Raw genomic sequence first — 14,750 nt, forward strand, 5'->3', positions numbered from 1 at the left:
GGTTTCCTGAAAGAAAACTGTGAGTCGCCTTTACAGGCTTTGTGAATCAAGAATTTCGTAACTGTAGCCCTGTTCAGCCAAAAATCGCTGACGATTTTGGGCAAAATCTTGATCAACTGTGTCGCGCGAAATCAACGTGTAGAAACTTGCCGAGCGTCCATCTTGCTTCGGGCGCAGCAGTCGACCCAAACGCTGCGCTTCTTCTTGACGGCTACCAAATGAGCCCGAAATTTGGATTGCAACTGAGGCCTCTGGCAGGTCCACTGAAAAGTTGGCAACTTTAGAAACCACCAGGGTCGAAATTTCTCCGGTTCGAAACTTTTCAAACAGTTCTTCGCGAACCGGCACTGGAGTTTCGCCGGTGATTTTTTCGATGTGAAGTGTTTCTGCGACTTCATCAATTTGGTCTAAATACTGCCCGATAATTAGCGTCGGTTCGCCCTGATGTTTAGCGAGAATTTTCTGGATGACCGGCAGTTTTGCATTGCAGGTCGCCGCGATTCGATATCGGTCATCTTGGTCAGAAATTGCGTAATTTAGGCGCTGCTCGTCTTCCATGTCGACGCGCACTTCGAAACAAGCTGCCGGAGCGATGTAACCCTGTTCTTCGATTTCTTTCCATGGTGCGTCGTATCGCTTCGGTCCGATAAGAGAAAAGACATCGCCTTCTTTGCCGTCTTCTCGAACTAGAGTTGCGGTTAGTCCCAGGCGGCGACGAGCTTGCAAGTCCGCAGTCATCTTAAAGATCGGTGCAGGAAGCAAATGAACCTCGTCGTAAACGATGAGTCCCCAGTCGTTGGCATTCAAGACATCGAGGTGGGCATATTCGCCACGGCGTTTGGTCGTCAGAATTTGATAGGTGGCGATGGTGACCGGTTTGATCTCTTTAGCTGCGCCAGAGTACTCGCCAATTTCATCCTCGGTTAGAGTTGTGCGCTTGATCAGCTCACTTTTCCACTGGCGAGCTGAAACAGTATTGGTCACCAAAATTAGAGTGTTGGTTTTCGCAACAGACATCGCTGCCGCACCAACAATTGTTTTTCCAGCGCCGCAGGGTAAAACCACTACTCCGGAACCGCCAGCCCAGAACTTCTCCACAGCCTGCGATTGGTATTCGCGAATCTTCCAGTTGCCTTCGTCCAACCCAATTTCATGGGGAGTTCCGGCGGCAAATCCGGCAAGGTCCTCTGCGGGCCAACCAAGTTTGAGTAGTTCTTGCTTTACCTGCCCGCGAGCCCAGTCTTGAATTGCGATAGTGGTGTCAGAAAGTTGCTCACCTAGCAATTCATTTACTTTTCGGTGTTTGATCACTTCGAGCAAGATGGCCTGCGAATCACAGCTGAGCACCAATTTGCCTTCTAAATCGCGGGTAATTTTCAGCCGACCGTAGCGACCCATGGTTTCGGTGATGTCAGTGCGAACCGAAGTAGGAATTGGAAATTTCGCGTAGCGATCAAGGATGTCTAAAACAAAGTCAGCATCGTGTCCGGCCGCGCGCGCATTCCACAGGCCCAACTTTGTAATTCGGTAAGTGTGGATGTGCTCGGGGGCCCGCTCAAGTTCAGCAAAAATTGCCAAATCATGACGGGCGTCAGCAGCTTGAGGGTGGGCGGTTTCTAAAAGCGCAGTCTTGTCGCTTTGAACAATCAGTGGCCCAGTAGTCATCCTTTTAGCCTAACCTAGGCAATTTCGACAGAACGGATACTGGCTAGAGGCAGAGTGCGTTCGATGTCGGCCTGCTTATCCATCCCCCTGAAACGCCCATTCGCAAGCGACTTCGGTTCAAGCGTGAAAAAGACGATTTTCCCGTCTCGGGTCTGTGCGCCAACTTTTACTTTTGCACGATGCTTCATGGCCAGTTGGATTTGACGCGAAATATCATCGTCATCTTGGCTCGAACCAAACTCGAGGTCTACACGTCGGATTTTGGCTATCTGGTCGAGTAGGCGATCGACTTTAACATTTCGGTTGAATTTTTCACTGCTCGCATCTTCCGGTTGTCCTCGGTCGGTAACCAAGCTGGCTGGTAATCCCAACTCGCGGAGACTGCGCCAGACTACTTCAGCCGGAAATCTGGACTGAAGTTCAGTGTTTGAAATCCGTTTTAGAGATAGTTGTCGAAGTCTCGAATCGCCGAGAAGCTCGAAGGAAATAAGTTCTGTGCTGCAAGTGATGAGAGCATCATCCCGGCCTGAGATTTTTATCGAACGATATTTTGTCTGGGCATCTCTAAGCAGGTAAAGAATGGGCTGTGGAATCGGAGTTAGCGCGATTCGACCAAGAAATTGTTCAATGGCATCAACGTCTAGGCCGTCCTCAAAGCCCCTGATTACGCTGATGAGATTCAATCGATAGCGGCTGGCAAGGCCCAGATTTTCAATCTCGGCAAATTTCAGCAGCTCTCGCTCCAGCTCAAAACTTAGCGGCCCTGGGGCGACCACACTCAGATCTGATTGCAAAATCACGTTCGGTTGCGACTTTGGTAAACAGTTTTCGGCTTCGGTCAAAGCGCCCGCTCTGTTGCCCAAAAGCAACAAGCGCGTCGCTGAAGTGAGGTAGCCCCTAGCGGTTATGCCGAGCAGGTCGCCTCGTGTTTCTAGTTGGGTCAGAACTTGGGCTAATCCTGATTTGGCAAAAGGGAAGCAGTGATTAAGCCAATCGGCGACCTTCACCGGATGGGTTAGTTGTTCAAGCTCTGCCTTGGCATCGTTGTCTAGCGGACTGGCCCAAAGCCTGACCAACTCAAAAAGTTTTTCGGCATCAGAAAGCTCTAGCCACTGTTTTGCATATTCGGTTGCCGACCAGTTGCCAGACGTTATCTCAACAAGCATCAACTCTTGAGCAATCTGGAATGTCTGTTTGACAATCTCGACATCCTGGCCCGTTTTCATCGCCAATCGTTTAGCTTCGTTCAAGCCCAGTGAGTTTTTGCCCACCATCTTCGGCCCAAACTCGATCACGTCGTATATGAGGGCACGCAGGTTTTGGAAAATTTCAAAAGCGGCAATGGCTGCATCTCGATCAACTTCATTGGCAGACAAGCCAGAGGGTACCGAGCCAAAATCAGTTTCTTCGGCAGTAGCCGTTTTAGCGCTCTGCTCGGAAACCAACTTTCTCAACTCAGCCAGAACCGATGGGTAAACCTCATTCGATGCTGGATGTACCAAGGCGGCCGCGTACAAATTTTCTAGCAAACCTGCCGGTACAGGCTCTTGATTGGCAATTTTGATTAGGGTTTCGGAATTTGCTTTCGAAACGAAAAGCAGCGCTTTCTGAATGGCCTGCGGTTTATTTATGGCTTCGGCCAAATCAAAAAAGTCTTTGCACCCGGTGACAGATGCTGAACGAATTCGACAAATGTTGGCAATTTGCTCATCGCTTAGTTGGCGAAGAGAGTTTGCCAACTTGATGAGTTCGCTCATGCGTTAGTTACCGTTTTCACGCGATCTTCTGGTCAGGCTGGTTGCTAGCAAAACGAGAACCAGGATGAAGCCCAGGGGGAGGCCCAAGAGTGGAATCTGGGCGAGAATCGCAAGATTCTCTTTTGCGCCAAGCAGTGAAGAAATAAGAGAAATAAACATTGAAACTAGGGACAGCCCGATGACCGAAATGGCGGCGATCGCTAGAAACTGTTCGACCCGCTCGATTCCCGTTTTTTTCTTGTTTTCTTTGTCATTTGAAGGCATCCAATAAGGATACCTTGGCTGAAGTAAAGATGGGCTTGTAAACTAGGGCTTTGGATTTATGAAAGAGGTTCATATGCCTACCGGCAAAGTGAAGTTTTTTGACGACGACAAGGGTTTCGGCTTTATCGCATCTGACGAAGGTTCCGAGGTTTTCTTGCACGCCAGTGCTTTGCCTGACGGAATGACTTCGATCAAGCCTGGCAGCCGTGTTGAGTTCAGCATTGTTGATGGAAAGCGAGGCGCCCAGGTGCTGTCGCTTCGTGTGCTGGACGCACCAGTTTCGCTGGCCAAAATGAGCCGCAAACCTGCAGATGAGATGGCCATCATCGTTGAAGACCTAATTCGCCTGCTCGATAACCTCGGTGGCGGTCTAAAGCGTGGAAAATACCCGGAGTCTGGCAACGGAAAGAAGATCGCTGCTCTCTTGCGTCGACTTGCAGATGAATTAGATGCCTAAAGCCAAATCTTTTCAGGTGGGCTCCGAAGCCCTGGCCAGGAAAGCCGCAGTTGAGGTTGCCGGTTCGGTCGCCGTTGGCAATTTCCTTGAGGAAGTTGACGAGGGTAAGGGTCTGGCAACTTATCTGTTTGAGTCGCGACAAAAAGGCTATGTTGGCTGGCGTTGGTCTGTGACGATTTTTCAACAGACCGCAAAGTCAACTCCAACAGTTTCTGAAGTTTTAATGGTTCCCGGACCAGAGGCAATTTTGGCCCCAGCCTGGGTTCCCTGGTCAGAGCGTTTGGCAGACTACAAGGCCCTGCAGGCAGAGCTAGAGGCACAGGCAGCCCTTGACTTGGATGAGTCTGCCTACGACGAAGATGATGAAGCAGATTTAGCTGAGGATGAATCAGCTGATAGCGATGAGGAATCTAGCGAACCCGGCTCCCAAAAGGAAAATTCTGAAAATCTCGCAGAACTGCCTGAGGTTGACGAAGCACAGTCACTCGAAGAATTGACGGACTCGGCCGAGGAATTAGATGGCTCAATGCCAAAGCAAGTTGAAGCAGCTGAGTTAGTGGTTTCTGACTTTGAACAGAGCCAAGATTCCCAGGACGACACCGATGCCGCAGGTAAGAAGCCACCAAGATTTCTCCGCCGCCGCAAGCGCTTCGGTAAAAAATAAGAGAACTATAAAAGCAATAATCCAGGCACCAATACCAACGTAAATTGCCAGTGTGGCATTTGTTTTTACCGGCTCAGGGTCTGGTTTTCGTTCTGAGTCTTTTACGTAGAAGCGCATGTCAGTTTGTCATTTCAGCAACCACAAACTCGATTGCCCTGGTAAGAATTTGAACATCTTCAAGTTCTACCGAAGTGAAAGTTGCCACTCGCAACTGGTTTCGACCCAGTTTTCGGTAGGGTTCGACATCTACGATTCCGTTTGATCGCAGGTGTTTAGCTATTGCAGCCGCATCGATTTGTTCATCGAAATCGATGGTGACAACTACCTGAGAGCGATGCTCCGGGTTGCTCACAAAAGGTGTTGCAAAATCTGAGGCATCGACCCAGTCGTAGAGGAATTTTGAAGCGGCCTTGGTTCGTGAGTCGGCCCAGGCTAGTCCGCCGTTTTCGTTGATCCAGTTAATTTGTTCACCGAGGAAAAACAAAGTGGCAATCGCAGGGGTGTTCAGGGTCTGATTTGCCCGTGAGTTATCGATGGCGGTTTTCACGCTAAGAAACTCGGGGATGTAGCGATCTGAAGCTGCAATCTGTTCAGCCCGCTCGATGGCTTTGGGTGACATAAGCGCGAACCACAAACCGCCATCGGAGGCAAAGTTTTTTTGTGGAGCGAAGTAGTAAACATCGGTGTTCAGCGGGTCGAAATCGATGCCTCCGGCGGCCGAAGTCGCGTCGGTGAGGAAGAGGGCATTTGAATCGACACCCGCTACTCGCTCAACCGGGCTGACCACGCCGGTTGAGGTTTCGTTTTGAGCGTATGCGTAGCTGTCAACGCCAGCTTCTGCTTCGAGCCAAAGTCTCGATCCGGGCTCACCCTTGATTACCGTCGGTGCTGAAAGCCAAGGGTTAGTCAAAGCGGTGGCAAATTTCGCACCAAACTCACCGTGCACCAGGTTCTGAGCCTTTTTTTCTACAAGTGAAAACGCTGCGGCATCCCAAAACGCCGTCGAGCCACCGTTGCCCAAAACAATTTCGTAGCCCTCAGGTGCGTGAAACAATTCGAGAAGGCCCTCTTGTACGCGTTTCACCAGGTTTTTCACCGGAGCTTGACGGTGCGAGGTTCCCATGAGTTTGGCGCCCTCGCTGGCAAAGGCAGCAACTGCCTCAGACCTTAGTTTTGATGGTCCGCAGCCGAAACGGCCGTCGCTGGGAAGCAGGTGCTGGGGAATTGAAATTTCGGGCATAAAAGTAAGTCTACTTTGGGGTTTAGACGACCCGCGCTACTAAACATTCAACCAAAGGTAGAAGTTTTACGAGAAGGGGGAAGCCCTATTTTTAGAGGGATTCACTGGGAAACGCGGCACTTCGTTACCTTCTCGTAATAATGTTCTGGCTATTTGGCAAAAAGTAGGTAAAATTTCAACGTTGGTTGCCATAAACCTGGTAGCCAATCGGACCGGATGGTTTCCTAAGCCTGCAATCCGAGTCTTTAGAACGAATAGTTTCGGTGCAGGATTCAGAAATGATTGGAACTTCGGAGGTTTAGTTTGGCCGAAAAGCCTAAAGGCCGCCATCGTGCGGACGTCGAGATTAACATCCTCGAATCTTTTGAAATCCGTTCGCGACGGTCAATTCGCGAAGCTGAACGTGCTCGGCAGTCTAAGTTGCAGCGACGTCTAGACAAACTTGCTGCGAAACGCGATCAAGAATTCTTCAACCCTGCTACTGAAGGTCAAGATGGTCTGCAGGCTAAACCACGTTATGTAGTGTCACAGCAGCAAAAAGCGCCGTTTTACGCCAAGCGTGCTGTCAAGAACACTTTGACGATGTCGGTAGCATCTGGTCTTTTGGCAACTTTCGCATTGCCGGCATACGCCTACAACCCTGACGTGGCCGCTATGTCACGTTTCACTACCACTAACGCCGAAGCAGTTGCCTCGGCTGAAGACACCCAGAACCTAACAGTGGCTGCAGTCAACACCGTCAAATTTGCCCGCGGAGCTTACTCTTCGGCAGATGCAGAAGAAATTGCTCGCCAAGAGCTTTTGAACAACTATCGCAACTACTCTGGCCCAACTGCGGCAGATTACGTTGCAAATCCGCCATACAGCACTCTCGATGCTGCAACCATCTTGAAGGTTGCAGCTAAGTACGTGGGCACGCCGTATGTGTTTGGTGGTTCAACTCCAAGCGGTTTTGACTGCTCTGGTTATGTTGCATTTGTGTTCTCGCAGTTCGGTATCGCCTTGCCTCACAGCGTGCATGGCCAGGCGCGAATGGGAATCCTGGTGAAGCCAGAAGATGCCATGCCGGGTGACCTAGTAATCATGAATGACATGAGCCACGATGGAATTTATGCCGGTAACGGAAATTTCTACCATGCTCCTCGACGCGGTGACACGGTCAAGCTTGCTCCGATTTACACAAGCCAAGTTCACTTTGTTCGACTAGCGACCAACTAATCGTTTCGAAAAATTTATAAAAACACACCCAAGAAAGTTGGGTGTGTTTTTATTTGAGCATCTAACCTGAACTCCAAGAACAGTTTTGGAGAGGAACTCGCGATGAAGCTGCGGTTGTTGCAAGCCTTGCAATACATGCAGCCCTACCAACGCGAGCATCTAAGCTCCATCCGTTGATATCAGCGCGTCGCATTTGCGGCGCGTTTTTTATTTTCAGCTGTTCCTGATGACGAATACCCGGAAGCCGTCTGGGTGGTTTCGAGAGGATGAAATGAAAACTTTGGTTTTGAACGCTGGATATGAGCCACTGGGGGTTGTGTCTTTCAAGCGGGCGTTGGTTTTGGTGCTCTCCGAAAAGGCGACCGTGCTCGCAAATTCTGGAGAGGTAATTCTGCACAGCGCTAATGCTGCGTACCAACTGCCCTCAGTCATTTTGCTGACCAGATACGTGCGCGTGCCTTCGGTTCGAAAAATACCCGTTACTAGGCGAGGGGTGCTCCGCAGAGATCTAAATCGATGCGCCTACTGTTCGAGGCCAGCCAACACCATTGACCACGTTCAACCCAAATCTCGAGGTGGGGCAGATAGCTGGGAAAACCTGGTGGCCTGTTGCCTAAAATGCAACAACGCCAAGGGTGACCGAACACTTGCAGAAATTGGCTGGAAATTAGATTTCGTGCCGAGAATGCCGGTTGGCCTGACTTGGATGTTGAAGGGTGCTGAGAGAACTGAACCAGAATGGGATAGTTTCATCCGGTTTAGTTCGGCAGCCTAGATAGTCATTCTTTGGTGGCCCCGATAGGAATCGAACCTACGACACAAGGTTTAGGAAACCTCTGCTCTATCCACTGAGCTACGGAGCCGAACTATCCAAATATAGTTCTAATCAAGGCACACCATCACGCCTATCAACTCATCTTCGGCTGCAAAGTTAGGCTTGAAGCATGTCTGAGATAGAAGAAACCCCCAATTATGTGGAGAACTCCACTTGGCAGCGGTGGCGCTCAGAAACTCTGAACTTTGGTGGCAATAACCCGCTAAAAAACTTCGAATTCAACTCCTTTGGTCAAATCGATTTAGAGAAGAGCCATCCGGGTGGTTTTTCCCAACTAGTCACCGGCAAACGATCGTTGCTATCTAATTTGGTTCGCGATCCGCTTGCTTTTTCTAGGGCCTCTGCGGCTGCCCGCCGAGTAAAAAACAAAGCCGACAGAATTGAATCGACGCTTGGTTTCAAAACCTTGAATATGGTCGGTGGTCTCGCAACGATTGCAAAGCCTGAAGGCGAAGTCAAAATCCCTATTTTGATCTGGCCAATTTCGATGCTTAAGAAAGCCGATGACTATGAAATTGAAATTTCGGGCCAAGTAAGCGTCAACCCGGTCTTGGTCCAAGAGCTCAATGAGTCTTTCGGCATTCAATTAAATGAGTCAGATTTACTTGCTCGGCAAAATGAGAGTTCAGATTTTGTTCCGGTCACAGTGCTCAATTATCTTGCTAACCTGACCCGAAACCAGGGTGAGATTGAATTCAAGCGCATCTTGGTAGTTGGCAATTTTGCAATTGAGCCAATCTTGCTGGCTCGAAAATTTAGCGATGAGCCTCATCCGGTGCTTAGCCGACTGGTGCAGGCAAACAGCGTCGAACTGGCAAAAGTTGAGACCGACCACCAAGAGACAATTTGCGAAGCCGACCTAATCCAGCGGCGAATTATTTCTAGAGCGCTGAATGGTGAATCATTCGCCGTCGAAACTTTGCCAGGGTGCGGATACCTGCAGACGGTTGTGATGTCGATTGCAGCCTTAGCCAAGCAAGGCAAAAGAGTTCTGCTGCTAGCAGCTCGATCGCAAACGCGGGCCGAACTAAGTGATCGACTAAGCGAGCTTGGTTTATCCGGTTTGATCACCCGGGCAGATTCAACCTGGATTGATGCCGTGGCCGCTATTTCGAGGCACGAGAAAGCAGCATCGGAAAGCGAATATCCGGTCAACCTGGACAGCTCCATTTTTGGTCCTTATTTTGAGCAGTTGGAGAAAACGCATCCTGATCTAGGTGTATCCGTTGCTGAGGCCATGTCTCAAATTGCAAAACTAACTGCACTGGAAAATGCGCCAGAAAATACTGCTCGCATTCCGTTGGAGAAACTCAGCGGCTTGACCGATCGTGATGCGGTATTGACCGAATTGGCCCACGCCATGCAACTTGGCGAGTTCAAGTTTGGGCCTCAAGATTCAGCCTGGTTCGGGGCGGTGTTTAGTAACGCAGAAGATGTAAGCCGCGCGATTGAACTTGCTCAAAAACTCAACGAGACAGTTTTCACAGAGCTTTCTAAAGTTTTGGCAGACTTCACCGAAAGAGTAAATTTCCGCCCTGCCAGCACAGTCTCCGAATGGGGAGACTATCTCTCCCTATTTATTGGAGTGAGGGAAACTTTAGACAAATTCATCAGCGAGGTATTTGACCGACCGCTCACCGAACTTATTGCCGCTACAGCACCTCGCCGCGGTGTACCAAAAGATCAGCGCCCCGCAATTTCTGGAGGTAATCGGCGCAGACTGAAGAAACTTGCCAAAGAATATCTTCGCAGCGGAATGTCGGTAGCAGACATGAACCAAGCGCTGCAGGCAATTCAGCAGCAGCGCGATTCCTGGCGTGAACTTTCTCTGGTTCCAACGCAACCGCAAGTGCCTCAGGGGATCTTAGAAGCTCAAACCGCCTACCAAGCTTTCGTAGCTGATTTGCAGGCGCTTCAACGTCACCTTGATCCAGAAACCCATCCGGTTCCACTGTGGGATTTGCCTTTGGATCAGTTGAAGCAGGTACTCCACTCTCTGGCGAACGATAAAGAAGTCCTGGTAAATCTTTCCGAACGGGTCATGGTTCAATCTCGCCTAGCAGATCTGGGTCTGCAGCAATTAGTCCGAGAACTGGCCCGCTTACATGTTGACGATTTGCCCACTCTCGAACTTGAATTCCAACTTTCGTGGTGGCAGTCGGCACTCGACTTCCTGATCACTCAGCCAGATGCGCAGCGTCTGATTGATTTTGAGAAACAGAATGATTTAGAAAACTCTTTTGCGAAGAATTACAGCGATTCGCTCAATCAAAATCGACTCGCTTTAGCCGCTGCGCTATCGAAAAAATGGCGAAACTCACTTCAAGCCCATCCGGATGAGGCTCAGAAACTGAAGCAGCTGCTGCGAAGCGGTTCGGCTTCCATTTCGGAAATACAAGAATCTGCCCCGAGTCTGTTCGATTCAATCAGCAGCGGCGTGCTCATCTCGCCCTTCAGCGCTGAACTCTATTCGCTACCCAATTTCGATGTAGTTTTCGTTTTAGACGCCGCAGGCTTAGCAACAGCTGAAGTTGTCAACGGAATTCGATTTGCCCAACAAGTCATCGCATTTGGTGACCCAGCGATAGCCCAGCCGGAAAAATTTGAGTTGGAGCAAAGGGCCCAGCAAATTGAAAATGATTTGCACACCGACTCGGCATTTGCGGCAATCTCTGGTTGCTTTGGAACTGAGACGCTTGAACGCAGTTATCGAACGACACCTCAGGCGCTAGGCGACCTAATCAACCGTGAGTTCTATTCGGGTCGCATCCAATTCACCCCCACCGCTGAAGAGTATTTTGGCGAGCGCCGTTTCTCGCTCGAAATTGTGACTGCAAAAAATCGAGCAAACTCAACGATTGAGGGGGCCACTGAAAGTCTAGATTCCGAGGTCAGTCGTTGTGTTGAACTGGTTTTTAACCACGCTCTCTGGCACCCGGAGAAGTCACTTTTGGTCGCCAGCGCATCTGCAGTTCATGCAGAAAGAGTCAGAGCTGCGGTTGCACTAGAGCTCAATTCGAAACCTAACCTCGCCGAGTTCTTTGATTCTCACGGACGCGAGAAATTCGAAGTAGTTTCACTTTCAGAGCTGACTCACCGTATTGCAGATCGCGTCATCTTTTCGATTGGCTTTGGACGGACCAGTCATGGCGCTGTTCTCTCTAACTTTGGGCAGCTAAATTTGGATTCCGGCAAGCGCTATCTTGCCAATCTGATGGTCAGCGCTCGCGAACAAATAACAGTAGTTAGCTGTTTTCAGGCCAAGGATTTGCCAAATGATCGGCTAAGTCGAGGCGCCAACCTGCTGCGACAACTATTGTCTGCGGCCGAAGAATTTGAACCTCAACAGGCTGATCCAATTGATGATCAGATTCTCAATGATTTAGTGATGCGTTTGAAAAAACTTGGGCTTCGGGTTGCTTCGCCTTACGGCGAGTTGGCCTTGGTCGTAAGTTATGGCAAGCGCGCTCTGTTCGTTGCACTGGATAAACATCTTGTCGGACATGATTGGATCGAAAAGTTCGCCATCGAACCTTCGTTTATTTGTGCCCTGGGTTGGGAATATTTCAGAGTTTTTAGTTTTCAACTTTTCTCAGATCCGCAGGGGGTTGCCAACCTCATCGCGGAGCATTTGGGCGTAGCAGTCTCAAAAAAGAAGGTTGCGCTCTTTGATGATTTCGACCGCTCGTTCGAAGATACCGATGCCGCCTGGGGTGAGCGAGCAACCGAAAATCGTGACGAAATCATGAAACGCGATAAGCCACCGCATTGGAAATAGCCCTATTTTTATCGGTAAAAACTATTAAGAGTTAGAGCCTGAGCTTGAATTTGATGACGAAGCCGAGTCAGTTTTGTAGAAACCTGAACCCTTGAAAGTTACGCCGACCTGACCAAACACTTTTCTTAGTTCGCCTTCGCACTTAGGGCATTTTGTCAATGCTTCATCTGTAAAACTTTGCTGCACGTCAAATTGCTCACTGCAAGATTTACAGGCGTAGGTGTATGTAGGCATGAACCCTATTTTAAGTGAGCTATTTGACCTTGGGAAATCGGCTACTGCAAACGATTATTTGCGTGGGCGTCACAATCGCGTCGATCATCTGGTCGTGACTTTCGGTCGGTAGATCGGTAAATACTTCTTCGTCAAAAACTACCGCGACAGTTAGCGGGTAATTTTCACCAAGAGCCCGGTCATAAAAACCCATTCCTTTACCGAGCCTTTTCCCGTTCGGCGAAGCTGCCAACGCTGGAGCGATAACCAGGTCAACATTTTCCAAAGAAGTCTCGGGGCCAATTGGCTCTGGAAATACAAAAATTCCAGGCTCGGTGTCCCCGGAGAAGTCAACCCAGGTTAGCGATCTGTCTGCATTGGACCTTGGCATTACCAAGCTCAAGTGGTTCTCAAGTGCCCAGTCAATAAAAAGTTCGGTGTCTGGTTCTGTGCTTTGAGAAAGGTAGCAGGCCACTTTTTTGCTTCCCAATTTGGAAACCAAACCAATCAGTTGTTCGGCTAAACCGCTTGCTTCAAAAACTCTAAATTCAGTTTCGGTTCGACGTTGAATTATTTGTTTCCTTAAAGATTTCTTTTGTTCAACTATCGACAATTGCTCCATACCACTAATCTAGCCACGTGTCCCATGCTCTAGAACTTGTTGATGGTGAAGTAAGCGCTCGCATTGTAAAAATTCGCGACGCCAAAAAGCTAGAAGAACTGCTGATGACCAATCGAGCTTGGTTGCGCCCGTGGGAGGCAACAAACCCCGAAGGGCCTGTCAGTTTTGACATAAAGAAACAAATTAGAGCCCTGCTTCGGCAAATGGACAATGATCAAGGGTTACCTTTTGTTATTTGCTTCAATGGGCAGGTGGTGGGCCAGGTCAACGTCGCAAACATTCTGTGGGGTTCAGTAAGTTCCGCTGTCATCGGTTATTGGATTGCACCAGATTTTGCGGGCCAGAACATAACTCCGACCGCAGTTGCTCTGGTCAGCGATTATCTAATGCGCGAAATGGGGCTCCACCGAATTGAAATAGACATACGCCCAGAGAACAAGGCATCCATCCGCGTTGTTGAAAAACTGGGTTTTCGCTATGAAGGCTTTCGGGAAAAGTACATTCACATTAATGGCGCCTGGCGGGATCACTTCTCATTTGCGCTTACCAAGGAAGAAGTCGCCGAGGGAATTCTGCTGAGGTGGAAGCGTGGCCGAGTGCCCAAGTCTGAATACCCAATCTTTTAGCTGGGTCGGCCCCGAAAAATTAAACACACCGGATTAAATCCTGCCCAGTTTACATCAAACGCATATCTTTGAACTATGAATTTGAATGGTGCCGGCGGCTTGATGCTTTTAGTTGTCGCAGCACTATGGCTGTGGGTCTTTGTGCCGTCTTGGGTCAAGCAGAGTGAGAGAAAGCAAGAGATTCGCCGGGACAAAAATTCGATCAAATCGGAAATTAAAAATAATCAGACTAAGTCACTCAAGAACTACTCAGGTGTAGCTGCCAAGACTTATCGCTTGGTGCTGGTTCGTCGCTTGTTCTCAGCAACAATCGTTGTAAGTATTGCTACTCTCGCTCTGTCAAGCTACCTGTCCACGGAAAATTTTCTCTGGTTGTTTGCTGCAGCGCCAAGTTTTATTTTGCTGATTGCATCCTGCTGGGTTGTCTTCAAAGCATCTCAACGAATCGACCAGCTCTCGCTTCTGGCACTTGATTCAAAAAGCCAAATTTTCTCAAAATACGCTGCGACTTTCGAGTCTGATCAGAGTTCAATTGATTCTCGAGCCTGGGTTAGAACTGAACTTCCTGAACCGAAACAGTCCCTGGCCACTTTAGAACAAGTTGAGGTTGCGTCAGTTGAAGTCTTAGAGACCAGTCGAGTTCGAGAAGTAGATCTGGACGAAATCATTCGTCGACGTCGCGCCAACGGATGAAATTTCTGTGGTGGCAAAATCAGCAATTATGTTCTGGGTTTTTTGCCCGCGAAGAGTAAAGTTTTAAAGAACTCCCACGTATATTTCAGGAAAGAAGCTAATGGGTATTTTTGATTCAGCGAAAAAATTGTTCGCTAGAAACGCATCTAACATTGCAAAAGACGCCGGCAAGATTGCCGCTGAAGTTGCCGACGAGGCTGCTAAGGTCGCCGCAGATCTTGAGAAAAAAGTAGACAAAACTGTTGCTGAGGTTGAGAAGAAAGTTGCAACCACCGCAAAGGTCGTTGAAAAGAAGGCAACAGCTGCTGTGCGTACCGCGAGCAAGACCGCAACCAAGGCAACCAAGTCTGCTGGTACTGCTGTGAAGAAGGCAGCAAGCACAGCTGCGAAGACCACCGCGAAGGCTGCCAAGCCTGCGGCTAAGAAGGCTGCACCTAAGGCAGCTGCGAAGCCTGCTGCGAAGCCTGCGGCTAAGAAGGCTGCACCTAAGGCTGCTGCGAAGCCTGCTGCGAAGCCTGCGGCTAAGAAGGCTGCACCTAAGGCTGCTGCGAAGCCTGCTGCGAAGCCTGCCGCCAAAAAGGCTGCACCTAAGGCTGCTGCGAAGCCAGCTGCGAAGCCGGCCGTCAAAAAGGCTGCACCTAAGCCTGCTGCTAAGAAGGCTGCACCTAAGCCTGCAGCTAAGCCAGCCGCTAAGCCAGCCGCAAAGTAACTTAAACGA

The 14,750-nt window shown here is 49.5% G+C and carries 15 protein-coding genes and 1 tRNA gene; 8 read left to right on the forward strand and 8 right to left on the reverse strand.

Annotated features, from left to right (window positions below):
* Positions 1 to 30: 30 nt before the first annotated feature.
* Genes A4Z71_RS01675 through A4Z71_RS01685 form a run of 3 tightly spaced genes read right to left on the reverse strand, consistent with a single transcriptional unit; the run spans position 31 to position 3,686 of the window.
* Positions 31 to 1,665 (reverse strand): DNA repair helicase XPB, encoded by a 1,635-nt coding sequence (locus A4Z71_RS01675; protein WP_070954251.1) that lies wholly within the window; start codon positions 1,663 to 1,665, stop codon positions 31 to 33.
* Positions 1,666 to 1,679: 14 nt separating this feature from the next.
* Positions 1,680 to 3,422: a helicase-associated domain-containing protein gene (locus A4Z71_RS01680; protein WP_070954252.1), complete on the reverse strand. Its 1,743-nt coding sequence runs from the start codon at positions 3,420 to 3,422 to the stop codon at positions 1,680 to 1,682.
* Between the two features lie 3 nt (positions 3,423 to 3,425).
* Complete coding sequence (locus A4Z71_RS01685; RefSeq protein WP_070954253.1) at positions 3,426 to 3,686, reverse strand: hypothetical protein; 261 nt, start codon at positions 3,684 to 3,686, stop codon at positions 3,426 to 3,428.
* Between the two features lie 73 nt (positions 3,687 to 3,759).
* Between A4Z71_RS01685 and A4Z71_RS01690 the strand changes: the two genes are divergently transcribed.
* Both A4Z71_RS01690 and A4Z71_RS01695 read left to right on the forward strand, forming a co-directional pair.
* A complete protein-coding gene (locus A4Z71_RS01690; RefSeq protein WP_070955194.1) occupies positions 3,760 to 4,143 on the forward strand; it encodes a cold-shock protein in 384 nt (127 codons plus the stop codon).
* Positions 4,136 to 4,807, forward strand: coding sequence for a DUF3027 domain-containing protein (locus A4Z71_RS01695; protein WP_070954254.1), 672 nt, complete (start codon positions 4,136 to 4,138; stop codon positions 4,805 to 4,807). The genes A4Z71_RS01690 and A4Z71_RS01695 overlap by 8 nt, the downstream gene beginning before the upstream one ends.
* On the opposite strand, the gene A4Z71_RS06955 is transcribed toward A4Z71_RS01695, so the two are convergent.
* Both A4Z71_RS06955 and serC read right to left on the reverse strand, forming a co-directional pair.
* Positions 4,697 to 4,924 (reverse strand): DUF2530 domain-containing protein, encoded by a 228-nt coding sequence (locus tag A4Z71_RS06955; RefSeq protein ID WP_084028376.1) that lies wholly within the window; start codon positions 4,922 to 4,924, stop codon positions 4,697 to 4,699. The genes A4Z71_RS01695 and A4Z71_RS06955 overlap by 111 nt on opposite strands.
* A 1-nt stretch (position 4,925) precedes the next feature.
* Positions 4,926 to 6,047, reverse strand: coding sequence for a phosphoserine transaminase (gene serC / locus A4Z71_RS01700; protein WP_070954255.1), 1,122 nt, complete (start codon positions 6,045 to 6,047; stop codon positions 4,926 to 4,928).
* A 303-nt stretch (positions 6,048 to 6,350) separates the two neighbouring features.
* On the opposite strand from serC, the gene A4Z71_RS01705 reads away from it, so the two are divergent.
* Both A4Z71_RS01705 and A4Z71_RS01710 read left to right on the forward strand, forming a co-directional pair.
* Positions 6,351 to 7,265, forward strand: a complete 915-nt coding sequence (locus A4Z71_RS01705) for a C40 family peptidase (RefSeq protein WP_070954256.1) — start codon at positions 6,351 to 6,353, stop codon at positions 7,263 to 7,265.
* 271 nt (positions 7,266 to 7,536) lie between these two features.
* Positions 7,537 to 8,040 carry an HNH endonuclease gene (locus A4Z71_RS01710; protein WP_070954257.1) on the forward strand — a complete coding sequence of 168 codons (504 nt, stop codon included), beginning with the start codon at positions 7,537 to 7,539 and terminating at the stop codon, positions 8,038 to 8,040.
* 12 nt (positions 8,041 to 8,052) lie between these two features.
* Here the strand turns inward: A4Z71_RS01710 and A4Z71_RS01715 are convergent.
* A tRNA-Arg gene (locus A4Z71_RS01715) sits at positions 8,053 to 8,128 on the reverse strand.
* 81 nt (positions 8,129 to 8,209) lie between these two features.
* Here A4Z71_RS01715 and A4Z71_RS01720 point away from each other — a divergent pair.
* Positions 8,210 to 11,878 carry a DEAD/DEAH box helicase family protein gene (locus tag A4Z71_RS01720; protein ID WP_070954258.1) on the forward strand — a complete coding sequence of 1,223 codons (3,669 nt, stop codon included), beginning with the start codon at positions 8,210 to 8,212 and terminating at the stop codon, positions 11,876 to 11,878.
* Between the two features lie 24 nt (positions 11,879 to 11,902).
* Here A4Z71_RS01720 and A4Z71_RS01725 read toward each other — a convergent pair whose 3' ends face one another.
* Together A4Z71_RS01725 and A4Z71_RS01730 are read right to left on the reverse strand one after the other, a co-directional pair.
* Positions 11,903 to 12,112, reverse strand: a complete 210-nt coding sequence (locus tag A4Z71_RS01725; RefSeq protein WP_070954259.1) for an FmdB family zinc ribbon protein — start codon at positions 12,110 to 12,112, stop codon at positions 11,903 to 11,905.
* Between the two features lie 19 nt (positions 12,113 to 12,131).
* The gene (locus A4Z71_RS01730; protein ID WP_070954260.1) at positions 12,132 to 12,713 is read right to left on the reverse strand and encodes a 5-formyltetrahydrofolate cyclo-ligase; all 582 of its coding nucleotides are present in this window, start codon (positions 12,711 to 12,713) and stop codon (positions 12,132 to 12,134) included.
* A gap of 17 nt (positions 12,714 to 12,730) precedes the next feature.
* Between A4Z71_RS01730 and A4Z71_RS01735 the strand changes: the two genes are divergently transcribed.
* From A4Z71_RS01735 to A4Z71_RS01745, 3 genes are all read left to right on the forward strand, one after another.
* Positions 12,731 to 13,339: a GNAT family N-acetyltransferase gene (locus A4Z71_RS01735; protein WP_070954261.1), complete on the forward strand. Its 609-nt coding sequence runs from the start codon at positions 12,731 to 12,733 to the stop codon at positions 13,337 to 13,339.
* A 75-nt stretch (positions 13,340 to 13,414) separates the two neighbouring features.
* The gene (locus tag A4Z71_RS01740; RefSeq protein ID WP_070954262.1) at positions 13,415 to 14,032 is read left to right on the forward strand and encodes a hypothetical protein; all 618 of its coding nucleotides are present in this window, start codon (positions 13,415 to 13,417) and stop codon (positions 14,030 to 14,032) included.
* Positions 14,033 to 14,132: 100 nt separating this feature from the next.
* Positions 14,133 to 14,741, forward strand: a complete 609-nt coding sequence (locus A4Z71_RS01745) for a hypothetical protein (RefSeq protein WP_070954263.1) — start codon at positions 14,133 to 14,135, stop codon at positions 14,739 to 14,741.
* The last annotated feature ends 9 nt before the right edge of the window (positions 14,742 to 14,750 follow it).

It is taken from the genome of Candidatus Rhodoluna planktonica (genome assembly GCF_001854225.1).
Taxonomy (GTDB): Bacteria; Actinomycetota; Actinomycetes; order Actinomycetales; family Microbacteriaceae; genus Rhodoluna; species Rhodoluna planktonica.